Annotated in this window: 20 protein-coding genes; 4 read left to right on the forward strand and 16 right to left on the reverse strand. The window is 69.8% G+C overall.

The genetic code is table 11. From position 1 onward, the window contains the following. Positions 1-20: 20 nt before the first annotated feature. From ABR738_RS08975 to ABR738_RS09000, 6 genes are all read right to left on the reverse strand, one after another. Positions 21-995: a helix-turn-helix transcriptional regulator gene (locus ABR738_RS08975; protein WP_350229434.1), complete on the reverse strand. Its 975-nt coding sequence runs from the start codon at positions 993-995 to the stop codon at positions 21-23. A 14-nt stretch (positions 996-1009) separates the two neighbouring features. Beyond that, positions 1010-1960 (reverse strand): helix-turn-helix transcriptional regulator, encoded by a 951-nt coding sequence (locus ABR738_RS08980; RefSeq protein WP_350229435.1) that lies wholly within the window; start codon positions 1958-1960, stop codon positions 1010-1012. Positions 1961-2107: 147 nt separating this feature from the next. Then, a complete protein-coding gene (locus ABR738_RS08985; RefSeq protein WP_350229436.1) occupies positions 2108-2479 on the reverse strand; it encodes an FKBP-type peptidyl-prolyl cis-trans isomerase in 372 nt (123 codons plus the stop codon). A gap of 40 nt (positions 2480-2519) precedes the next feature. Next, positions 2520-3533, reverse strand: coding sequence for an FKBP-type peptidyl-prolyl cis-trans isomerase (locus ABR738_RS08990; protein WP_350229437.1), 1014 nt, complete (start codon positions 3531-3533; stop codon positions 2520-2522). 137 nt (positions 3534-3670) lie between these two features. Beyond that, entirely contained in the window at positions 3671-5032 is a 1362-nt protein-coding gene (gene pafA / locus ABR738_RS08995; RefSeq protein ID WP_350229438.1) for a Pup--protein ligase, read from the reverse strand. 9 nt (positions 5033-5041) lie between these two features. Then, the gene (locus ABR738_RS09000; RefSeq protein WP_350229439.1) at positions 5042-6301 is read right to left on the reverse strand and encodes an MFS transporter; all 1260 of its coding nucleotides are present in this window, start codon (positions 6299-6301) and stop codon (positions 5042-5044) included. Positions 6302-6476: 175 nt separating this feature from the next. Between ABR738_RS09000 and ABR738_RS09005 the strand changes: the two genes are divergently transcribed. Then, positions 6477-7499 carry a LacI family DNA-binding transcriptional regulator gene (locus ABR738_RS09005; RefSeq protein WP_350234493.1) on the forward strand — a complete coding sequence of 341 codons (1023 nt, stop codon included), beginning with the start codon at positions 6477-6479 and terminating at the stop codon, positions 7497-7499. Positions 7500-7590: 91 nt separating this feature from the next. On the opposite strand, the gene prcA is transcribed toward ABR738_RS09005, so the two are convergent. From prcA to arc, 6 genes are all read right to left on the reverse strand, one after another. Continuing rightward, a complete protein-coding gene (gene prcA / locus ABR738_RS09010) occupies positions 7591-8349 on the reverse strand; it encodes a proteasome subunit alpha (protein WP_350229440.1) in 759 nt (252 codons plus the stop codon). Positions 8350-8402: 53 nt separating this feature from the next. Then, positions 8403-9248, reverse strand: a complete 846-nt coding sequence (gene prcB, locus ABR738_RS09015; RefSeq protein WP_350229441.1) for a proteasome subunit beta — start codon at positions 9246-9248, stop codon at positions 8403-8405. Then, positions 9200-9793 carry an endonuclease VII domain-containing protein gene (locus ABR738_RS09020; protein ID WP_350229442.1) on the reverse strand — a complete coding sequence of 198 codons (594 nt, stop codon included), beginning with the start codon at positions 9791-9793 and terminating at the stop codon, positions 9200-9202. The genes prcB and ABR738_RS09020 overlap by 49 nt, the downstream gene beginning before the upstream one ends. 49 nt (positions 9794-9842) lie before the next feature. Further along, complete coding sequence (locus tag ABR738_RS09025) at positions 9843-10061, reverse strand: ubiquitin-like protein Pup (protein WP_124267463.1); 219 nt, start codon at positions 10059-10061, stop codon at positions 9843-9845. A 133-nt stretch (positions 10062-10194) separates the two neighbouring features. Next, on the reverse strand, positions 10195-11706 hold the full coding sequence (gene dop / locus ABR738_RS09030) for a depupylase/deamidase Dop (protein ID WP_350229443.1): 1512 nt from the start codon (positions 11704-11706) through the stop codon (positions 10195-10197). Between the two features lie 234 nt (positions 11707-11940). Next, positions 11941-13707: a proteasome ATPase gene (gene arc, locus ABR738_RS09035; protein ID WP_350229444.1), complete on the reverse strand. Its 1767-nt coding sequence runs from the start codon at positions 13705-13707 to the stop codon at positions 11941-11943. Positions 13708-13947: 240 nt separating this feature from the next. Between arc and ABR738_RS09040 the strand changes: the two genes are divergently transcribed. Then, on the forward strand, positions 13948-14226 hold the full coding sequence (locus ABR738_RS09040; RefSeq protein WP_350229445.1) for a ferredoxin: 279 nt from the start codon (positions 13948-13950) through the stop codon (positions 14224-14226). Between the two features lie 17 nt (positions 14227-14243). Here ABR738_RS09040 and ABR738_RS09045 read toward each other — a convergent pair whose 3' ends face one another. The 3 genes from ABR738_RS09045 to ABR738_RS09055 form a co-directional block, all read right to left on the reverse strand. After that, a complete protein-coding gene (locus tag ABR738_RS09045) occupies positions 14244-14822 on the reverse strand; it encodes a hypothetical protein (RefSeq protein ID WP_350229446.1) in 579 nt (192 codons plus the stop codon). A gap of 208 nt (positions 14823-15030) precedes the next feature. Continuing rightward, a complete protein-coding gene (locus ABR738_RS09050; protein WP_053723500.1) occupies positions 15031-15918 on the reverse strand; it encodes a tRNA (adenine-N1)-methyltransferase in 888 nt (295 codons plus the stop codon). Between the two features lie 682 nt (positions 15919-16600). Then, complete coding sequence (locus ABR738_RS09055; protein WP_350229447.1) at positions 16601-17848, reverse strand: site-2 protease family protein; 1248 nt, start codon at positions 17846-17848, stop codon at positions 16601-16603. Positions 17849-18034: 186 nt separating this feature from the next. Here ABR738_RS09055 and ABR738_RS09060 point away from each other — a divergent pair, with 186 nt between their 5' ends. After that, on the forward strand, positions 18035-18892 hold the full coding sequence (locus tag ABR738_RS09060) for a RecB family exonuclease (protein WP_350229448.1): 858 nt from the start codon (positions 18035-18037) through the stop codon (positions 18890-18892). A 76-nt stretch (positions 18893-18968) separates the two neighbouring features. Next, positions 18969-19640, forward strand: a complete 672-nt coding sequence (locus ABR738_RS09065; protein ID WP_350229449.1) for a response regulator — start codon at positions 18969-18971, stop codon at positions 19638-19640. A 91-nt stretch (positions 19641-19731) separates the two neighbouring features. On the opposite strand, the gene ABR738_RS09070 is transcribed toward ABR738_RS09065, so the two are convergent. Further along, positions 19732-21333, reverse strand: coding sequence for an ABC transporter substrate-binding protein (locus ABR738_RS09070; protein ID WP_350229450.1), 1602 nt, complete (start codon positions 21331-21333; stop codon positions 19732-19734). Positions 21334-21748: the final 415 nt, after the last annotated feature.

The following is a 21748-nucleotide window of genomic DNA, read 5'->3' on the forward strand; positions in this document are numbered from 1 at the left end:
CGACACGTTCCGCGCTCTCCTCAGCTCCGGTGGTCGGGCGTGGGCTGTTCCTCGTAGCCGGCCAGCGCCTCGGTGGCCGCGCGCCGGGCACTCTGGGCCAAATCCTGCGGCGAGACGATCCGGCCGTCCTGGCCGAGCCGCAGCGCGAGCCGCCGCAGCGAGGCCGGGTCCGGCGTGCGCAGCGTGATCCGCAGGCCTCCGTCGGGCAGCTCCTGCGCGCTGTCGTGCGGGTAGTACTCCGCGACCCAGCGCCCGCCCGGGCCGACCTCGACGACGACCTCGGGGTCCTCGGCCGACGGCTGGACGAGCCCTTCGGACAGGTCGCGCAGCTCCAGCTCGGGCGGCGCGGAGGCCTCGTCGAGCAGCCGGATCTCGGCGACCCGGTCCAGACGGAAGGTGCGCCGCGCCTCGGAGAGGCGGCACCACGCCTCCATGTAGGTGTGGCCCACGGCGAAGAGCCGGATCGGGTCGACCTCGCGCTCGGTGAGCTCGTCGCGGGCCGGCGAGTAGTACTTCACCCACAGGCGGCGCCGCTCGGAGATCGCCCGGTCCACCTCGGCGAAGACGCCGCCCTCGGATTCGAAGGTGACCGAGAGCCGGGAGCTGGCGCCCGCGGTCTCACCGGCCGCGGTCTCCAGCTTGGCAGTGGCGCGAAGCAGCGCCTGCCGGTCGCCCTCGCGCAGGCCCGGCAGGGTGGAGACGGCCCGCGCGGCCACCAGCAGCGCGGTCGCCTCGTCGGCGGCGAGCCTGAGCGGGGCCGCGACGTCGTCGGGGTTGTGCCACCAGATGCGGTCGCCGTCGGTGTCGATGTCCAGCAGGTCGCCGCCCCGGAAGCTCGTACCGCACATGGGCAGCACGTCCAGGTCGGAGATCAGTTCGTCCTCGGTGATGCCGAAGGCGCGGGCGACATCGGCGACGTGGGCGCCGGGGCGCTCGCGCAGATACGTCACCAGCGACAGCATCCGCCGTGTCTGGTCGATGGCATTGGCAGCCATGATCGCGGTCCCCCTCAGCCCTTGGCCACGGCGCGCAGCCGCTCGATCACGTCGGCCCGCAGATCGGCCGGTTCCAGCACGACCACGTCGGGGCCGAACTCCACGAGGTGGGCGTCGAGCCCGTGCCCGTACGGAATCTCCAACTCCGCCCACCCGCCGCCGAGTTCCCGCACCGAGGTGGCCCGCGCCCGCAGCGGATAGCCGGCGCCGGAGCGCAGCCGGATCCGCGCCGAGCGCGTCGCGGTCTCCCCCGCCCAGCTCTCGACCGTCTCGCGTACGGTCACGACGTCGGGCACGGGCGCGGTGAACGCCCCGGCACGCGAGCGGACCTTGCCCGAGATGCGGCTGAGCCGGAAGACCCGCTCGGCGCCCCGCTCGCGGTCCCAGCCGGCCAGATACCAGTGACCGCGCCAGCACTCAAGACCCCAGGGCTCCACATGGCGCGTCTCGGGGCGTACGGCGGTGACCTTGCGGTAGTCGAAGACCACCGGGCGCCGGTCGCGGCAGGCCAGCATCAACGGCTCGAAGGCACTCTCGTGGACCGGGATGCGCGGCTCGATGGCGCTGTGCTCATAGGGGTTGTCGGCCTCCGGCATGCCGGCGGCGCGCAGTTTCTGGAGCGCTCCACTGGCCGCACCCGCAAGCCTGGCCTGCTGCCAGACCCGGGCGGCGAGCCCGAGGGCGGCGGCCTCCTCGGCGTCGAGCTGGACCGGGGGCAGCCGGTTGCTGTCGCGGCGGGCGAGGTAGCCGGTCTCGCCGTCCAGGTTCTCGACGGTCTCGATGACCAGGCCGAGCTCCCGCAGATCGTCCTTGTCCCGCTCGAACATCCGGTTGAAGGAGTCGTCGGAACCGGCTTCCAGATAGGCCTCGATGGACTCGCGCAGCTCCCGCTTGCTGAGTGCGCGCCGTGTCCCGAGCAGACACAGCGCCAGGTTCATCAGCCGCTCGGCCTTGGCAATCGCCATCGATGCCCTACGCCCTCTCGTGTTGTGCGCTACGACCGTTGACCGTACCGCTCCGGGCTGTCCGGGCAAAAGCCGAGGGCCCATGCCCGCAGGCATGGACCCTCGCTCCGATCAGGTCCCCTCGCTCGGGACCGCTCGGGGTGTTCCTCAGACGGCGACCAGGTCGCAGACGAAGATCAGCGTCTCGCCCGGGGCGATGGCGCCGCCGGCGCCGCGGTCGCCGTAGGCGAGGTGGGCGGGGATGGTCAGCCGGCGGCGGCCGCCGACCTTCATGCCCTGGATGCCCTTGTCCCAGCCCTCGATGACCTGACCGGCACCCAGCTTGAACTCCAGCGGGTTGCCGCGGTTCCAGGAGGCGTCGAACTCCTCGCCGGTGGAGAAGGCCACGCCCACGTAGTGGACCTTGACGAAGTCGCCGGCCTTGGCGACGGCGCCGTCACCCTCCCAGACCTCCTTGATCTCGAGGTCCGCCGGCGGCTCGCCCTCGGGGAAGTCGATCTCGGGCTTGTCGATGCTCACGTAATGCTCCTACTGATCTCTATGGGCAACCGGGACAGTCTTACACTGCTCCGAGGATGTCCACGACGAAGACCAGGGTCGAGTTCGCGGGGATGTCCGCTCCCTGGGCCTTGTCCTTGTAGCCCTGCTCCGGCGGGATGACCAGCAGGACGCGGCTGCCGACCTTCTTGCCGACCAGGCCCTTGTCCCAGCCCTCGATGACCTGGCCCTGGCCGATCGTCGTCGTGAACGGGGCGCCGGTCTTCCAGGACGTGTCGAACAGCTTCGCCTGCGGCAGGCCCTCGTTGGGCTTCCAGGTGGCGCCGCTGTACTGCATGTAGACGGTCTGGCCACTCTTGACCTCGTCGCCCTTGCCCTCGATGAGGACCTGGTCGACGAGCTTCTTCGGCGGATCGTTCTTGGGCACCGCGATCGTGGCGGCCTCTTCCTTGTCCGCCTTGATCTGCGGCAGGTCCGAGGGGATGGCCGCCTGGGTGCCGTCGACCTTCTTCGGCATCACACTGTCGACGTCGAGGACGAAGACCAGGGTGTCGGTGCCGCTCACTCCGAGCTCCTGCTTGCCCGCGGCGCCGAACGCGGCGGACGGCGGGGCGACGACCAGGACGCGGGCGCCGACCTTCTGACCGAGCACCGCCTCACTGAACGCGGGGATGTAGGTCGCCGAGCCCGCCGGGATGACCTGGGGGGCGCCGCCCTGGTCGTAGGAGCCGGACAGCTCCTTGCCGCTCTTCCAGATCTTCCCGGTGTACTTGGTGACCGCCAGGTCGTCCTTCTTGACCTCCGCGCCGGTGCCCGCCGTCAGCGTCTTGACGACGAACTTCCCGCTCGGGTCGCCCTTCGGGATGGTGATCGTGGGCTTCTTGCCCGCGTCACCGGCGACGGTGGGCATCGGCGCGGCCTCGGACACCGGCTTGGGGGCGGCGGGCGGCTGCGACGCCTGCGCGGAGGGGGAAGCGGACGCGTCCTTCTTCTTCCCCCCGTCGTCACCCCCTCCACAAGCCGCGGTGAGCATCAAGGCCGGCACGATGAGCGCGGCAGCAAGTCGGCGTCGCACAGTGGTCCTCGGGGGTAGCTGGAATGGTCGGAGCGGCCACTCTACGGCCCGGACCGGCCACCACAAGGGTGCGGCATGCCCGGGGGCCCCGTGCGCCACAGCGCGCGGGGCCCCCGAACACGGCCGCCGAGGCCGCCTCACATACCGGCGATCAGCTTCTCCACCCGGTCGTCCACCGACCGGAAGGGGTCCTTGCACAACACGGTGCGCTGCGCCTGGTCGTTGAGCTTCAGATGCACCCAGTCGACCGTGAAGTCGCGCCGCTGTTCCTGCGCGCGGCGGATGAAGTCGCCGCGCAGCCGGGCCCGAGTGGTCTGCGGGGGCACCGACTTGCCCTCGAAGATCTTCAGGTCGTCACAGATGCGCGCGGCCTGGCCCTTGCGCTCCAGCAGGTAGTACAGACCCCGCCGACGGTGGATGTCGTGGTAGGCGAGGTCTATCTGCGCGACCCGGGGATGCGACATGGTCATGTTGTTCTTGGCCCGGTACCGCTCGATCAGCTGGTACTTCATGACCCAGTCGATCTCGGTGCCGATCCGGTCCAGGTCCTCGGCCTCGATGGCGTCCAGCGTGCGGCCCCACAGCTCCAGTACCTGGGCCACGGTGCCGGTGCGGATGCCGCGGTGCTCCACGAAGTCCACGGCCTTCTCGTAGTACTCGCGCTGCACTTCGAGGGCGGAGGCCTCGCGCCCGCTGGCCAGACGCACCTTTCGCTGGCCCGTGATGTCGTGGGAGACCTCGCGGATGGCCCGGATCGGGTTCTCCAGGGTGAGGTCGCGCATGACGGTGCCGGCCTCGATCATGCGCAGCACGAGGTCGGTGGCGCCGACCTTGAGCAGCATGGTCGTCTCCGACATGTTGGAGTCGCCCACGATGACGTGCAGACGCCGGTAGCGCTCGGCGTCCGCGTGCGGCTCGTCCCGGGTGTTGATGATCGGCCGCGAGCGGGTGGTGGCGGAGCTGACGCCCTCCCAGATGTGCTCCGCGCGCTGGCTCACGCAGTAGACCGCGCCGCGCGGGGTCTGGAGCACCTTGCCGGCGCCGCAGATCAGCTGACGGGTCACCAGGAAGGGGATGAGGATGTCCGCGAGCCGGGAGAACTCTCCGTGCCGGGCCACCAGATAGTTCTCGTGGCAGCCGTAGGAGTTTCCCGCCGAATCGGTGTTGTTCTTGAAGAGATAGACGTCGCCCGCGATTCCCTCCTCGTGCAGGCGGCGTTCGGCGTCGACGAGCAGGCCTTCGAGAATGCGCTCACCGGCTTTGTCGTGGGTGACCAGTTCGGTCACGTTGTCGCATTCGGGCGTTGCGTATTCCGGATGCGATCCCACGTCGAGGTAGAGGCGGGCGCCGTTCCGCAGAAAGACATTGCTGCTGCGGCCCCATGACACGACACGGCGGAAGAGGTAGCGCGCCACTTCGTCAGGAGACAGTCGGCGCTGTCCCCTGAACGTGCACGTGACGCCGTACTCGTTCTCCAGCCCGAAAATGCGGCGGTCCATGAGGGAACATTACGCCTGATGGCCTGAGCTGAAACCGGGTTCGACGGCACGGTTTTGATCATTTTCGTCAACTCCGGCGACATCGCGCCGACGCCCGGGCGCCGCGAGGACCTTGTGCGTCGCGAGCAGCACCACCAGCGCCGCCACTCCGCCGCCCCCCGCGACCGCGAAACCCGCTCCCGTTCCGCCGAGTTCGAGCGCGGGACCCGCCGCCGCCGTACCGATCGCGGTGCCGACGCCGAAGGCCGTCACCAGCCAGGAGAAGGCCTCGGTGACCGTGCCGCGCGGCGCGTGGCGGTCCACCGCGATGAACGCGCAGGCGATGCAGGGCGCGAGGAACACGCCGGAGAGGACGGTGAGCGCGGCCATCGCGGGCAGGTCCGGGACCAGGGCCAGCGGCAGATAGCCCACCGCGAGCAGCGCCACCAGGACCCGCAGCCGCTTCTCGGGCGCCCCGCTCCACTGCCGCGCGCCATAGGCGAGGCCGCCGAGGAGCGCGCCGAGGCCGTTGGCGGCCATCAGCCAGCCGTAAACCGAGTCGCTGCCCTGGTCGTCGCCGTAGGCGGACGCGGCCACGATGATGGCGCCGAGCGCGAGGCCGACGAAGAAGAACGAGCCGAGCAGCGCGAGCAGGCCCGGCGAGCGCAGCGCGCCCAGCCAGTGCGCCTCGCGGGGCGCCGAGCGCCAGGTCCTGGACGGCTCGGACAGGACGACGCTGAGGGCGCCGAGGATCCCGAGCGCGTTGATCAGGAGCAGCGCGGTGGCGGGTGACCACAGGGCTATGGAGACGGTGACCAGCAGTGGGCCGACGGTGAACATCACCTCCTGGGCTATCGCGTCCATGGCGTACGCGGTGTGCACCTGGCCCTCGCCCCCGAGGACGCTGGGCCACAGGGCCCGCAGACCGCCTTCCAGGGGCGGGGTGGCGATCCCGGCCACCAGCACGGCCGCGTACGCCAGGAACACGGGACGGATGCCGACGACGGCGAGCATGGCCATGCCGAGGGCGGAGAGCACGGAGGCGGGGAGCATCACGCGCGGCTGCCCGTACAGGTCCACGGCGCGCCCGAGCAGCGGCTGGCCCACGGCCGTCGCCACCCCGTACACGGCGGTCAGGGCGCCCGCGAGGGAGTAGCCGCCGCCCTCGGCGCGCACGAAGAAGACGACCGCGATGGCGGCGGTCGCGTTGGGCAGCCGGCCCGTCAGCGTGCCCGCGAGCAGCCGCGCGGCGTGCCGGGTCCGAAGGATCTGCGCGTACCCCGCCGCCATGGCCACTCCTCACGTGTTACGTATAACGTCCGGAGTCATACGTACCATGTGGCGCGTGGACGGGTCCACCCCACCCGCCTCGACCAGCCGCTCTGGAGGACGCGTGACAAGGCCGGACGAACCGGAAACCGCAGCGGTGGCGCCCCGGGCGGGAGTACGCGCCGCCCGCGCCGCCCTGTCCGGTCGCCCCCCCGGCACCCGCCCCACCAGCCGCGACGTCGCCGGCGCCGCAGGCGTCTCCCAGGCCACCGTCTCGCTCGTCCTGGGTGACAAATGGCGCGGCCGGGTCTCCGAACGCACCGCGGACCTGGTCCGCGAAGCCGCCCGGGAACTCGGCTACCGCCCCAACCTCGCCGCCCGCAGCCTCCGGCTCGGCCGCACCCGCACAGCGCTCCTCGTCGTCCCCGCCATGACCAGCGAATTCTTCGCCCAGGTCTACGCCGGCGCCGCCAAGGTCGCCGCCGAACACGGCTTCGGCGTGGTCCTCTACCCCTCCCCCGAAGGCATCGGCCCCGCCCGCGACCCCTTCGACTCCGCACGCACCGCACTCGACGGCGTCATCGCCTCCTCCATGGCCGCCGACGCCCTCGCCTCCATCCGCGGCAGCGACCTCCCCCTCGTCATGCTCGACAGCGACCCCGCCGAGCCGGGACCGGCCGCCCACGTGAACCTCGACATCGCCGACGGCGTACGCCGCCTGACCACGCACCTGCTCGACCTCGGACACCGCCGGTTCACCCACATCGCCGCCGACGTGGACTCCTGGACCTTCCTCGTACGCGCCCGAGCCCTGGCCCAGGCCCTCGTCGGCGTCCCGGACGCCGAGCTGCGCACCATCCGGGCCCCCCTCAGCGTCGCCGGCGGACACCGGGCCGCGCACCAGGCCCTGAACTCCCCCGGCCCCCACCCCACCGCTCTCGTCTGCGACGACGACTTCCTCGCCGCCGGCGCCTGCAAAGCCGCCCACCGGCTCGGCCTGCGCATCCCCGACGACATCTCCGTCACCGGCTTCGACGGCCTCACCCTCGCCACCGCCCTGGAACCGGAACTGACCACACTCGCCCTGCCCGCCGAACAGGTCGGCGCACGCGGCATGGCGGCGCTCCTCGCCGTCCTCGAAGGCCGCCCGCCCGAGACCGGCGACCTGCCCGTCGCCCTGGCCGTACGGGGCTCAACGGCCGTGCCCCGACCCGCCTGAGGCGGAACCGGGGCACGAAAGGAACCCGAAGCACGAAAGGAACCCGAGCGCACACGGGCCAGGGGCGCTCAGAGCCGGAAGGGAGGGAGCACTACTCGTCCTCCGTCTCCTCCAGATCCGAAGGGGTGTCGGTCGGCTCGGTCTTGGCCACATCGGCCCCCAACAGCCGGGAGAGCTGCCGGCCCACGATGCGCTTGAACTTCCGCTTCTGCGGCCGCGTCCGGTCCAGGACCGCCACCTCAAGACGCTCGGCCGGAATCTCCCGGTCGGAGCCGTTGGACTGACTGGACAGCGCCTGCACCGCCAGCATCAGCGCCTCGGCGAGCGACATGCCCTCCTGATGACGCTGGTCGAGGAAGGCGGAGATCTGCTCCGAATTACCGCCCACCGCGACCGAACCATGCTCGTCCACGATCGAGCCGTCGTGCGGCAGCCGGTAGATCTGATCCTCTTCGGGCGTGCTCCCGACCTCCGCGACGACCAGCTCCACCTCATACGGCTTCTCACCGACGCTGGAGAAGATGGTGCCCAACGTCTGCGCGTAGACGTTGGCCAGCCCACGGGCCGTCACATCGTCACGGTCGTAGGTGTATCCCCGCAGATCCGCGTACCGGACGCCGCCGATGCGCAGGTTCTCGTACTCGTTGTACTTACCGGCCGCCGCGAAGCCGATCCGGTCGTAGATCTCGCTGAACTTGTGCAGCGCGCGGGACGGATTCTCACCGACGAACACGATGCCGTCGGCGTACTGGATCACAACCAGGCTGCGGCCGCGGGCGATGCCCTTGCGGGCGTACTCCGCACGGTCGGCCATGGCCTGCTGGGGTGAGACATAGAACGGGGTCGACACCGGCTAACCGTCCCTTTCTGTCAGTGGCTGGGTCATCTCGGGGCTCAGCGGGCTCAGAGGAGGGAGGCCCGGGGGCCGTCGGGCTGCTCCAGCCGCCGCGCCAGGACGGAGCGCGCCAACTCGGAGGACTCCTCGTCGGTCAGCCTGCGGAAGCCGTCCTCGGTGATGACGGTGACGATCGGGAAGATCCGGCGCGCCATGTCGGGACCGCCGGTCGCCGAGTCGTCGTCGGCGGCGTCATAGAGCGCCTGGATGACCAGAGTGGTGGTCTCCTGCTCCGTCAGGTCCTCGCGGTAGAGCTTCTTCATGGAGCCCCGGGCGAAGATGGAGCCGGAACCGGTGGCGGCGAACCCGTGCTCCTCGGAGCGGCCGCCGGTGACGTCGTAGGAGAAGATGCGGCCCTTGTCGCGGTCCACGTCATACCCCGCGAACAGCGGGACCACGGCCAGGCCCTGCATGGCCATGCCCAGGTTGCCGCGGATCATCGTGGAGAGCCGGTTGGCCTTGCCCTCGAGCGAGAGGGTGGCGCCTTCGACCTTCTCGAAGTGCTCCAGCTCCAGCTGGAAGAGCTTGACCATCTCCACCGCGAGGCCCGCGGTGCCCGCGATGCCGACCGCCGAGTACTCGTCGGCCGGGAAGACCTTCTGGATGTCGCGCTGGGCGATCATGTTGCCCATCGTGGCCCGCCGGTCGCCGGCCAGCACCACACCGCCGGGGAAGATGGCCGCGACGATGGTCGTCCCGTGCGGCGCCTCGATGTGACCCTGCACGGGCGGCATGACGCGCTTTCCGGGCAGCATCTCCGGCGAGTGGTCGGACAGGAAGTCCATGAATGAGGAGGAGCCGGGCGTCAGGAAGGCAGCTGGTAGACGCCCGGTGCCACGAGTATTGGCTTCCACGAGGTTCCTTCCAAGTAGGCGGCAGCGCGACGGACGGTGTCGGGATCGTCTCCCAACTTGCCGATGGCCGAATTGCAGTTGAAGCAGAGTACGCCTCGGACCCTACCCGTCAGATGGCAGTGATCCACATGAACGGCGGGGGCGGAGAGACAGATGACGCAGAGGCCCTTCTGCTCAGCGATCATCCGGTCGCGGTCGTCTTCGGTGATGCCGTATTGGCGCTTGAGGTGCCCTGCACGACCCTCGACGGCTCGGCACGCCTTGCAGCGCGTGGAGAGGCCATCGGAGGCGGTCGAATTACGGTGCCACTCGGAGTTCGGCTTGATCTCCCCGCAACGCCGACAGTGCTTGTACCCTTCGGGCACCTCTACCCGCGGGCGGACATTCTTGCCGAGGGCCAGTTGCCGCCGTCGGTGATAGTCAGCAGCACACTCACGGCATTCGCGTTGCAAGCCATCGAGATTCGAACGTCTGACAGCGAAGGCCGCGCGCGGCTTCTCTTCACCACACCGCGCGCAACGCTTCGTCTCCGCCCGCTCAGTCACCGTTCCCCCCTCGGCCTTCAATTCGAAGGCAAAGCGACCAAGACACCCACTACTCCCCACCCTTCTGAACGAAGCTTCGCACGAAATCCTCGGCGTTCTCCTCCAAGACATCGTCGATTTCGTCCAGCACGGAGTCCACGTCGTCCGACAGCTTCTCCTGGCGTTCCTTGAGGTCTTCCGAGGCCTGCGCGTCCTGCGTCTGCTCCTCGGTCTCCTCGGTGGAGCGCGTCGCCTTCTGCTGGCCGCCGCCGGTGTCCTTGGTCGCCATCTACCTCACCCCGCTCGGTTCGATGTCCTTGATCAGAATCCTTGATCAGACCCTACAAGCCGGGTCCGACATCGGCCCCGCACTCGGTGGAACGCGTGGGGCCTACCTCTGTGTTTCCCACACCCGGGGGCTTTCAGCCGCCCGACAGCACCCGCACCAGATCTTCGGCCGTGCGGCACCGGTCGAGCAGCGCCTTCACGTGATTACGCGTTCCGCGAAGGGGCTCGAGGGTTGGGACCCGCTGGAGCGAGTCGCGGCCCGGCAGGTCGAAGATGACCGAGTCCCAGGAGGCCGCCGCGACGTCGTCGGCGTACTGCTCCAGGCAGCGGCCGCGGAAGTAGGCCCTGGTGTCCTCGGGCGGGGCCGTCCGCGCCCGTGTGACCGCCGCGTCGTCCAGGAGGCGCTTCATCTTGCCCCGGGCCACGAGGCGGTTGTAGAGGCCCTTCTCGGGGCGTACGTCGGCGTACTGGAGGTCCACCAGGTGCAGCCGGGCCGCGTCCCACTCCAGGCTGTCGCGGCGGCGGTAGCCCTCCATCAGTTCACGCTTGGCGATCCAGTCCAGCTCGCCCGACAGGCTCATCGGGTCGTTCTCCAGCCGGTTCAGGACGTCCTCCCAGCGGACCAGGACGTCCTTGGTCTGCTCGTCGGCGTCCGCCCCGAACCGCTCGTCGACGTACTTGCGGGCCAGCTCGAAGTACTCCATCTGAAGCTGGACGGCCGTGAGGGTGCGGCCGCTGCGCAGCGTGATCAGGTGGCGCAGGTCGGGGTCGTGCGAGACCTGGTGGAGGGTGCGGACGGGCTGGTCGACGGCCAGGTCGACGTTGATGAACCCCTCCTCGATCATGGACAGGACCAGGGAGGTGGTGCCCAGCTTGAGGTAGGTGGAGATCTCCGAGAGGTTGGCGTCGCCGATGATGACATGCAGGCGGCGGTATTTCTCGGCGTCCGCGTGGGGCTCGTCGCGGGTGTTGATGATGGGGCGCTTGAGGGTGGTCTCCAGGCCGACCTCGACCTCGAAGTAGTCGGCGCGCTGGCTGATCTGGAAGCCGTGCTCGTGGCCGTCCTGGCCGATGCCGACGCGTCCGGCGCCGGTGATGACCTGGCGCGAGACGAAGAAGGGCGTCAGGTGGCGCACGATGTCGGAGAAGGCGGTCTCCCGCTTCATCAGGTAGTTCTCGTGCGTGCCGTAGGAGGCGCCCTTGTTGTCGGTGTTGTTCTTGTACAGGTGGATGGGCTGGGCGCCGGGCAGCTGGGCCGCGCGTTCGGCCGCCTCGGCCATGATGCGCTCGCCGGCTTTGTCCCACAGGACGGCGTCCCGGGGGTTGGTGACTTCGGGCGAGCTGTATTCGGGGTGTGCGTGGTCGACGTAGAGCCGCGCCCCGTTGGTGAGGATGACGTTGGCGAGGCCGATGTCCTCGTCGGTGAGCTGGGTGGAGTCGGCGGCCTCGCGGGCGAGGTCGAAGCCGCGGGCGTCCCGCAGCGGGTTCTCCTCCTCGAAGTCCCAGCGGGCGCGGCGCGCCCGGTGCATCGCCGCCGCGTAGGCGTTGACGATCTGGGACGAGGTGAGCATGGCATTGGCGTTGGGGTGGCCGGGGACGGAGATCCCGTACTCCGTCTCGATGCCCATTACTCGCCGTACGGTCATGCGGCCCTCCTTGCCCGGCGGCGCTCCCCCGCGGGAGCGGCGCTCAAGTACCGCTGGTTCTCCGGTGCGTGTGCGGTGCCCGTCCCCGCACGGCGCGACTCGGCGGTACCGAAGAGCCTAGAACGCCTTTGCGCTGGTGGGGAGATCAATTGCGTCATTGCTGTTGTCCGCTGATGGCCTGAAAAGCAGTCGGCTGCGGATGCCCGCACCGGGCATCCGCAGCCGGCCTGCCTTTTACAGGTACTGACCGGTGTTGGCCACCGTGTCGATGGAGCGTCCGGTGTCCGCGCCCTGCTTTCCGGTGACGAGCGTTCGGATGAATACGATCCGTTCGCCCTTCTTTCCGGAAATCCTGGCCCAGTCGTCCGGGTTGGTGGTGTTGGGCAGGTCCTCGTTCTCCTTGAACTCATCCACGCATGCCTGGAGGAGGTGGGAGATGCGAAGGCCCTTCTGGTTCTGGTCGAGGAAGGCCTTGATGGCCATCTTCTTGGCCCGGTCCACGATGTTCTGGATCATGGCGCCGGAGTTGAAGTCCTTGAAGTAGAGGACTTCCTTGTCGCCGTTGGCGTACGTGACTTCCAGGAAGCGGTTCTCCTCGGACTCCGCGTACATCTGCTCCACGACGGACTGGATCATCGCGTGGGTGGTGCCGTCCTTGTCCCCGCCGTGTTCGGCGAGGTCGTCGGCGTGCAGGGGCAGCGAGGACCTGAGGTACTTGGCGAAGATGTCCTTGGCCGCCTCCGCGTCCGGACGCTCGATCTTGATCTTCACGTCGAGCCGGCCGGGCCGCAGGATCGCGGGGTCGATCATGTCCTCGCGGTTGGAGGCGCCGATGACGATGACGTTCTCCAGGCCTTCCACGCCGTCGATCTCGGCGAGCAGCTGGGGGACGATGGTGTTCTCCACGTCCGAGCTGACGCCGGATCCGCGGGTGCGGAAGAGGGATTCCATCTCGTCGAAGAAGACGATGACGGGGGTGCCCTCGCTCGCCTTCTCGCGGGCGCGCTGGAAGACGAGACGGATGTGGCGCTCGGTCTCGCCGACGTACTTGTTGAGGAGTTCGGGGCCCTTGATGTTGAGGAAGTAGCTCTTCCCCGCGGGCTGGCCGGTGACCTCGGCGACCTTCTTGGCAAGGGAGTTGGCGACCGCCTTGGCGATCAGCGTCTTGCCGCATCCGGGCGGCCCGTAGAGCAGGATGCCCTTGGGTGGCCGCAGTTCGTGCTCCTTGAAGAGGTCCGGGTAGAGGTAGGGGAGTTCGACCGCGTCGCGGATCAGCTCGATCTGGTTGCCCAGACCGCCGATCTTGTCGTAGTCGACGTCCGGGACCTCTTCGAGGACGAGTTCTTCGACCTCGCTCTTGGGGACCACTTCGTAGACGTAGCCGGACCTGGGTTCCAGCAGGAGCGCATCGCCGGGGCGGATGGTGATGTCCAGGAGCGGCTCGGCGAGCCTCACCACCCGTTCCTCGTCGGTGTGCCCGATCACCAGGGCGCGCTCGCCGTCCTCGAGGATCTCCTTGAGGGTGACGATGTCCCCGGCGCGCTCGAACTCCATGGCCTCGACCACGTTGAGCGCTTCGTTGAGCATGACTTCCTGGCCGCGCCTGAGTTCGTCGGGCTCGACGCTGGGGCTGACGTTCACCCGGAGCTTGCGGCCCCCGGTGAAGATGTCGACGGTGCCGTCCTCGTTGGACTGCAGGAAGACTCCGAAGCCGGCCGGCGGCTGTGCGAGCCGGTCGACCTCCTCCTTGAGGGCCACGATCTGGTCGCGGGCCTCGCGCAGGGTGTTGGCGAGCCGCTCGTTCTGTGCGGACACGCCCGCCAGGCTGGTCTGCAGCTCGACGATCCGCTCTTCGAGAATCCTCGTATGACGCGGAGAGTCGGCGAGCTTACGTCGCAGGACGGCGATTTCCTGCTCTAGATAGGCAACCTGGCCGGCTGGGTCCTCGGACCCCCGCCCGGGCCGGATGCCGCGGTTGTTGTCGTCGTCGTGGGCTGCCACGGTCCTCACCTCCTCCAAGGGGAGCTGGACGCTTCCTGACCCTACCTGGGCTGGTGGTGATTGAAACCCCTAGATCACAAAGACTCTGAGGTGTGTCTGATCTTCACCCTTGCGCTCTCCCTCACGTCAGAGGAATACCCACCCAACAACATCGGAAAGCGGGCGGTTGTTATCGTCGATGGAGTCAACACCCGTCGGGGCTGGCATCGATTGATTCATTCGCGCAGGAACGGCAGGCACATGAACGAGGCGCTCGAAGTCTGGATCGACCAGGATCTCTGCACCGGCGACGGCATCTGTGTCCAGTACGCACCCGAAGTCTTCGAGCTGGACATCGACGGGCTTGCGTATGTGAAGAGTTCCGACGACGAGTTGTTGCAGACGCCGGGGGCCACCACGCCCGTGCCGCTGCCGCTGCTGCGGGACGTGGTGGACTCCGCCAAGGAGTGCCCGGGCGACTGCATTCACGTGCGCCGGGTCGCGGACCGCGTCGAGGTGTACGGGCCGGACGCGGAGTAGGCGCGCCCGGCGCCGGCTCAGGCGCCGATGGCCTCGGCGCCTGTGGTGCGGATGAACTTGCCGTGCTGCCAGCGCCACTTGGTGTCCTGGCGTACGTCGGGTGCGTAGCGCGGTACGTCGTCGGAGGAGTAGCCGAGCAGGGTCGCGGCGACGGCGCCCTCACGCACGGTGAGGCCGGTGACGGTCTTTCTGTCCTTCGGGTCCACCAGCGTCGCCACCAGGCGTGGCGGCGCCCCCTTCGACGCGGGCCGGGTCAGGACGTAGACGCCGCTCGGCGGGGTGCCGCCGCCGGCGTCGCAGTGCACGATCGCGACGGTTTCGGGGGCGCCGTCGCCGTCGAGGTCGCCGGATGCTTTCTGCTCCACCACCGTGCCGAGACCGGCGCAGTCCAGCGGGAAGGTGACCGCGCCGGGGTCGGGGGCGGCCGTGGTGGTGAGCGGGGCGCCGTGGCCGCTCGGGCTCTGGGACGCTTTGGCCGGATCCGGGGTCAAGAAGCCCGCGAGGGCGACCACGGCGGCCGTCGCGACGGCGGTGGCGGCCCAGTGGGCGGGGCGGGCGTGGGTGTGCGCGAGCTCAGGGACGGCGGCATTCTGCACGCGGGAGGTCTCCTGTGAGGGCGGTGCGGGCGGTGGGGGTGGCCAGCATCGTGTCACACGTCACAGACGGGCGGAATACTGGGGCATCACGCTCAACGCGAAGGCGCCGCCGCCGAGTTCCCGTGTCGGTCCGGGAACTCGGCGGCGGCGCCGGTTCGTTGTACGAGGCGAAGCCCGCGGCCGCGGTCAGGCAGCGGTCGGGCCGCGGTCAGTCCTTGTTGGGACCCTCGTAGTCGTCGCCATAGGCGCCCTTGGCGGGGCGGCGGCGGCGCATGGGGGGCTCGACGCCGTCCGCGAGGCGTCGGGCGGTCACCAGGAAGCCGGTGTGGCCGATCATCCGGTGGTCGGGGCGCACGGCGAGGCCTTCGACGTGCCAGTTGCGGATCATCGACTCCCAGGGCTGCGGCTCGGCGAAGCAGCCGATCTCGCGGATGGATTCGACGGTGCGCGACAGCTGGGTGGTGGTGGCCACGTAGCAGCAGAGGATGCCGCCGGGGACGAGCGCCTTGGAGACGGCGTCCAGGCACTCCCAGGGGGCGAGCATGTCCAGGATGACGCGGTCGACGTCGGTGTCCGACAGGTTGTCCTGGAGGTCGCCGACGGTGAGCTGCCAGGCGGGGTGGGGGCCGCCGAAGTAGCGCTCCACGTTCTGCGTGGCGATCTCGGCGAAGTCCTCGCGGCGCTCGTAGGAGTGCAGCATTCCGTGGTCGCCGATGGCGCGCAGCAGGAAGGCGCTCAACGAGCCCGAGCCGACCCCGGCTTCGACGACGCGGGCGCCGGCGAAGATGTCGGCGAAGGCCAGGATCTGCCCCGCGTCCTTGGGGTAGACCACGGCTGCGCCGCGGGGCATGGAGAGGACGAAGTCGGGGAGCAGGGGGCGCAGCGCGAGGTAGGCGACGTTTCCCGTGGTTCGGACAACACTGCCCTCGGGAGCACCGATCAGCTCGTCGTGCGGGAAGGAACCCTTGTGGGTGTGGAAATTCTTCCCGGCTTCGAGCGTGAACGTGTAGTGGCGTCCCTTGGGGTCGGTGAGCTGGACCTGGTCCCCGACCTTGAAGGGCCCGCGACGGCGGGCGGCACCGGTCGGTTCGGACATACGACCAGAGTACCGGCCGTTCCAGGTCGCGAACGCCACGGCTGTGACGGCGGTCCGGGGGCGGGGGTCCGGGTCCGGGCCAGGTCCGGGGTCCGGGGCGGAGGTCCGGGTCCGGGGCGGAGGTCCGGGTCCGGGGCGGAGGTCCGGGTCCGGGGCGGAGGTCCGGGTCCGGGGCGGAGGTCCGGGTCCGGGGCGGAGGTCCGGGTCCGGGGCGGAGGTCCGGGTCCGGGGCGGAGGTCCGGGTCCGGGGCGGAGGTCCGGGTCCGGGGCGGAGGTCCGGGTCCGGGGCGGAGGTCCGGGTCCGGGGCGGAGGTCCGGGTCCGGGGCGGAGGTCCGGGTCCGGGGCGGAGGTCCGGGTCCGGGGCGGAGGTCCGGGTCCGGGGCGGAGGTCCGGGTCCGGGGCGGAGGTCCGGGTCCGGGGCGGAGGTCCGGGTCCGGGGCGGAGGTCCGGGTCCGGGGCGGAGGTCCGGGTCCGGGGCGGAGGTCCGGGTCCGGGGCGGAGGTCCGGGTCCGGGGCGGAGGTCCGGGTCCGGGGCGGAGGTCCGGGTCCGGGGCGGAGGTCCGGGTCCGGGGCGGAGGTCCGGGTCCGGGGCGGAGGTCCGGGTCCGGGGCGGAGGTCCGGGTCCGGGGCGGAGGTCCGGGTCCGGGGCGGAGGTCCGGGTCCGGGGTGACTGGGCGGGCGCTAGGAGCCGGGCCGGGCCATGGCGGCGACGAAGGCCTTCTCCACGTCGGCCGCGGAGAGCACTCCATAGATCTCACCGGTCTCCTCGACCACCAGGTACTCGGTGGCGGGGGTGGCCCTGAGCAGGTCGAGCAGCGGCTCCCCCGCGAGTTCGGCCGGGACGCGCATGCCGTCGGTGAGGTCCTGGGCGAGGCCGCTGACGGCGACCCAGGGACGGCGGTGCTCGGGTACGCCGACGATGGCGGCCTCGCGGACCAGCGCGGTCGGGTCGCCGTGTCCGTCGACGACGACCAGGGCGCGCGCGCCCGACGCGTTGGCGCGGCGCAGCGCCTCGGAGAGCGGGGTGGTGGATTCGACGGGAACCGCGCGGCGGGTCAGGGTGCGGGCGCGCAGTTCGGGGAGGTGTTCGCGCAGCCTGGCCATGCGCAGGCTGTTGCCGGCGCCGGTCCAGATGATGGCGGCGAGGATGGCGGCGAGCAGCGCGTCGGTGACGGTGTCCATGCCGCTGACCTCGTCGGGGGAATTGCCGAGCACCCCGGTCTGGGTGAGCATCGGCAGGCCGATGAGGACGGTGACGGCGAGGGCGCGGCCGACCCAGGCGGCGGCGACGGTGCCGCTCATGGGTCTGCCGGTGATCTTCCAGACGACGGCGCGGAGCATGCGGCCGCCGTCCAGGGGCAGCCCGGGCAGCAGGTTGAAGCCGGCGACGATGAGGTTGGAGATCATCAGTCCGGCGAGCAGCACACCGGGCACGGTGCCGGGTTCGACGGCTTTCATGCCGAGGTAGAAGAGGCCGGACAGGACCAGCGAGAGCAGGGGGCCGACGAAGGCGAGGACGAACTCGCGCCCCGGTGTCTCGGTCTCCTTCTCGATCTCCGAGACGCCGCCGAAGAACTGGAGCTGGATGCGGCGCACCGGCAGTTGGAAGCGGAGCGCGGCCACGGTGTGGGCGAGCTCGTGCACCAGGACGGAGGCGTAGAAGGCGACGGCGAAGAAGAGGGAGACGAGGTAGCGGGCGGCGCCGAGTTCCGGCAGGACGCGGTCGAGCTGTCCGCCGAAGACCCAGGTGATGAGGGCGGCGACCAGGAACCAGCTGGGGGCGACGTAGACGGGCACGCCGAAGGGGCGTCCCATCAGCAGGCCGCCGCCGGGCCCCGGGCGGGGCTGCTTGCCGGGGCCCGCTCCCGTGCCCGATGGCTTGTCCTCCGCGCCGGACCGCGGCCGTCCGCGCTTGCCGCTGTCTTCCACGGGTTCCCTTCGTCGGTACGATGTCTGCCCTGAGAATGTGCCCAGGGGTACCGGCCGGACTCTTCTCGTCCGCCGAATCTTCGCCGGTCTGTCTCGTGGTTGCGATGTCACGATCATGCCGGGTGAGGGCGCCTGTCGTCGATGGTATTCCGCTCGCTGTCAGTGGCGGGTCGTAGGGTCTGAGTCATGAGTGAGAGCACCGGTGGGGCTTCGGCCGCACAGCAGCCGACGTCGTTGTCGCCGTCGCGGGCGAACGACTTCATGCAGTGTCCGCTGCTGTACCGGTTCCGCGTGATCGACCGGCTGCCGGAGAAGCCCAGCGAGGCGGCGACGCGCGGCACGCTGGTGCACGCGGTGCTTGAGCGGCTTTTCGACGATCCGGCGGCCGAGCGCACCGCGCCGCGCGCCAAGTCGATGATCCCCGGGCAGTGGGACCGGTTGCGCGAGGCGAAGCCGGAGCTGGCCGAGTTGTTCGCCGAGGACGCCGAGGGTGAGCGTCTGGCCAAGTGGCTTGGTGAGGCCGAGCGGCTGGTGGAGCGCTGGTTCTCGCTGGAGGACCCGACCCGGTTGGAGCCGGTGGAGCGGGAGTTCTTCGTGGAGACGGAGCTGGATTCGGGGCTGCGGCTGCGCGGGGTCATCGACCGCGTGGACGTGGCGCCGACCGGCGAGGTGCGGATCGTCGACTACAAGACGGGCAAGGCCCCGCGTCCGCAGTACGCGGAGGGCGCGCTGTTCCAGATGAAGTTCTACGCCCTGGTGGTGTGGCGCCTCAAGCAGGTCGTGCCGCGCAGACTCCAGCTCGTCTACCTCGGCAGCGGCGACGTGCTCACCTATGACCCCGTCGAGGCGGATCTGGTGCAGGTGGAGCGGAAGCTGCACGCGCTGTGGGAGGCGATCCGGCTGGCCACGGAGACGGGCGACTGGCGGCCGAGACCCACGAAGCTGTGCGGCTGGTGCGATCACCAGGCGGTCTGCCCCGAATTCGGCGGGACTCCCCCGGTATACCCACTCCCCGTCGTCGCGGCGCCGGATTCGGCAGGCTGAGCCCACCGGCTTTCCTCCCACCCGGGGTGAGCAGGGCAGAATGGGCCCGGTCCAGCAATCCTGATGAGGAGTACCCGTGGCGATCCGCGTCCTACTGGTCGACGACCAGCCGCTGCTGCGCACCGGCTTCCGGATGATCCTGGAGGCCGAGCAGGACATCGCGGTGGTCGGTGAGGCCGGTGACGGTCTGCAAGCCATCGACCAGGTGCGGGCGCTTCAGCCCGATGTGGTGCTCATGGACATCCGGATGCCGCGGATGGACGGGGTGGAGGCCACCCGGCAGATCAGCGGTCCCGGCAAGGACGGCCCGGCCAAGGTGCTCGTCCTGACCACGTTCGACCTCGATGAGTACGTGGTGGAGGCGCTGAAGGCGGGGGCCAGCGGCTTCCTTCTGAAGGACGCTCCCGCCAACGAGCTGGTGCAGGCGATCCGGGTGGTCGCGGCCGGCGAGGCGATGCTGGCGCCCTCGATCACACGGCGGCTGCTCGACAAGTACGCCGATCACCTGCCCTCCGGCGAGGACCCGGTGCCGGACATCCTGCACACCCTGACCGACCGCGAGGTCGAGGTCCTGAAGCTGGTCGCGCGCGGTCTGTCCAACGCGGAGATCGCCGCCGACCTGTTCGTCAGCGAGACGACGGTCAAGACGCACGTGGGGCACGTGCTGACGAAGCTCGGGCTGCGCGACCGGGTGCAGGCGGCGGTCTACGCGTATGAGAGCGGGCTGGTCCGGCCGGGCGCCCAGTAGAGCGCGCCGGCCCCCGGCTTCCTCGGGAGCGCCATCCAGACCGTCCCGCCCCCGGCTCCAGCGAGCCGGGGGCGGGACGGTCTGGACCGGGTTACGCCTTGCCCCGGCCCAGCTCCCAGAGCCGGAGGTTGGACGAGGAGTCGATGGCCCACTCGGTGCCGGTGATGTCGGTGCGGGCCGCGACGTACTGCTTGCCCTGCCACAGCGGGATGACCGGGACGTCGTTGGCGACGATGTCCTGGATCTGCTCGAACGACTTCGACGCCTGGTTGCGGTCGGCGGCCACCCGCGACTCGGGGATCAGCGTGTTGCGTATGTCCGTGCTGAGGTAGGGCGTGTTGAGGAAGTTGTCCTTGTCGAAGAACGGGGCGACGAAGTTGTCCGGGTCGGGGAAGTCGGGGAACCAGCCGAGGCCGTAGACCGCGTACTCGCCCTTCTTCTGCGCCGGGCGGAACTTCGACCACTCGGTGCCCTGCACGGTCGTGCTGAACAGGCCGGTCGCGTTCAACTGCTCGGAGAGGTTCTTGAACTCGTCCGCGGTGATCGAACCGTAGTGGTCCTTGGTGTAGTTGAGCGTGAGCTTGACCGGCGTCGAGATGTTGGCGGCCTTGAGGATCTGCGCCGCCTTCGCCTTGCTGGCCTCGCCGTACTTGTTGAAGAACGAGTTGGTGTGCCCGGCGATGGAGGCCGGGATCAGCGAGTACAGCGGCTCGGCGGACTGCCCGTACACCTTGCTCACGAGCGCGCCGCGGTCGATGGACTGCGCCATCGCCTGGCGCACGGCCTTGTTCTTCACCGACGGGTCGTCGGTGTTGAAGGCCAAGTAGCGGATCTCAAGGCCCGGCATCTCGACCAGGTTGATGTCCTTGCTCGGGCTGACCTGCATCTGCTGGATCTGCCCCGGCGACATGGCGCGCGCCATCAGGTCGATGTCGCCCTTGTCGAGCGCGGTGCCCATGGCCTCGGCGGTCGGGAAGGAGCGCAGCTCGACCTTGTCGTTGGCGAACTTCACGTCACCCTTGTAGTTCGGGTTCTTGGTGAAGGTGACCTTGACCGCCTGGTCGTTCTTGACCTCGGCCTTCATCTTGTACGGGCCCGAACCGTCGATCTGGAAGCCACTGCGCAGCTTCTTCGGCTCGTACTTGTCCTTCGGCACGATTCCCGCGGCGGGCGTCGCGAGCTTGTACGGGAAGGTGGCGTCCGGCGTCTTGAGATGGAAGACGATCTCGGCGTCGCCCTTGGTCTCCATCGTGTCGATGTTGTCGAGGAGACCGGCGGGGCCGTTGTCGTCCTTGATGTCCATCACGCGCTGGATGGAGTACTTGACGTCGGTGGCGGTCACCTTGGTGCCGTCGGAGAACTCGAGGCCGGTGCGCAGGGTGCAGCGGTAGCTCTCGTTCTCCTTGTCGGTGAAGCCGCACGAGGAGGCCGCGTCGGGGACCGGCAGTCCGCCGCCGCGCGGAACGTGGACCAGCGACTGCGTGGTCTGCATCATCACGTTCCAGATGCCCGTTTCATAGGCATGCGCCGGATCGAACGGGGCGGGGGCGTCCTTGGTCGCCACGAACTGGTCCGTGGTACCCACGACGATGGTCTTGCCGCCGTCTCCCCCGCTCTCCGATCCGCCGCACGCGGCGAGTACGGGGGCGAGCAGGCCCACTACGGCCGGCAGCACCAAAGTCTTGCGGTTCATCCTGGACGATCTCCCTTGTCCGGCACTTTGGGGTGGAGCTGTGTACGGGACACTCCGCCGCGTCCGCCCGTTCGGGGCGGGGCGATCGGGCCGGGTTTGTGCGATCGGACCTGCGCTCCCGTCCGCTGGGTGTGCGGCGGGGCAGATAAGGGTGCGGCGAAGTTCTCGCGACGAGATTAGTGCGCCGCGCGGCAAAGCTGGAACCGGCTTCGGTGCGCGGGGAATCGGTGGGGCGGCCGTCGCGCCGGGGCCCCGGCACGGGGTGCCGGAATGATTCGTACACCGGTTCACCAAACGGGACACAAGGGTGGCCCGACGGGAACCGGAGGGACGTGATCGGCGCCGCGTCGACCCCTGAGTGGGTGACGAACATCACCCGCGGGTCCCTTTGACGGACCGTGATCCGGGGCCCGGG

The sequence above is a fragment of the Streptomyces sp. Edi4 genome (assembly GCF_040253615.1).
Classification (GTDB): Bacteria; Actinomycetota; Actinomycetes; order Streptomycetales; family Streptomycetaceae; genus Streptomyces.

Excerpts from the sequence above, each read along its gene's own strand:
- ABR738_RS08975 (WP_350229434.1), bottom strand. The coding sequence starts at position 995 with ATGGCTGCCAATGCCATCGACCAGACACGGCGGATGCTGTCGCTGGTG.
- ABR738_RS08980 (WP_350229435.1), bottom strand. The coding sequence starts at position 1,960 with ATGGCGATTGCCAAGGCCGAGCGGCTGATGAACCTGGCGCTGTGTCTG.
- pafA (WP_350229438.1), bottom strand. The coding sequence starts at position 5,032 with ATGGACCGCCGCATTTTCGGGCTGGAGAACGAGTACGGCGTCACGTGC.
- ABR738_RS09000 (WP_350229439.1), bottom strand. The coding sequence starts at position 6,301 with ATGGCGGCGGGGTACGCGCAGATCCTTCGGACCCGGCACGCCGCGCGG.
- ABR738_RS09025 (WP_124267463.1), bottom strand. The coding sequence starts at position 10,061 with ATGGCGACCAAGGACACCGGCGGCGGCCAGCAGAAGGCGACGCGCTCC.
- dop (WP_350229443.1), bottom strand. The coding sequence starts at position 11,706 with ATGACCGTACGGCGAGTAATGGGCATCGAGACGGAGTACGGGATCTCC.
- ABR738_RS09040 (WP_350229445.1), top strand. The coding sequence starts at position 13,948 with ATGAACGAGGCGCTCGAAGTCTGGATCGACCAGGATCTCTGCACCGGC.
- ABR738_RS09050 (WP_053723500.1), bottom strand. The coding sequence starts at position 15,918 with ATGTCCGAACCGACCGGTGCCGCCCGCCGTCGCGGGCCCTTCAAGGTC.
- ABR738_RS09060 (WP_350229448.1), top strand. The coding sequence starts at position 18,035 with ATGAGTGAGAGCACCGGTGGGGCTTCGGCCGCACAGCAGCCGACGTCG.
- ABR738_RS09070 (WP_350229450.1), bottom strand. The coding sequence starts at position 21,333 with ATGAACCGCAAGACTTTGGTGCTGCCGGCCGTAGTGGGCCTGCTCGCC.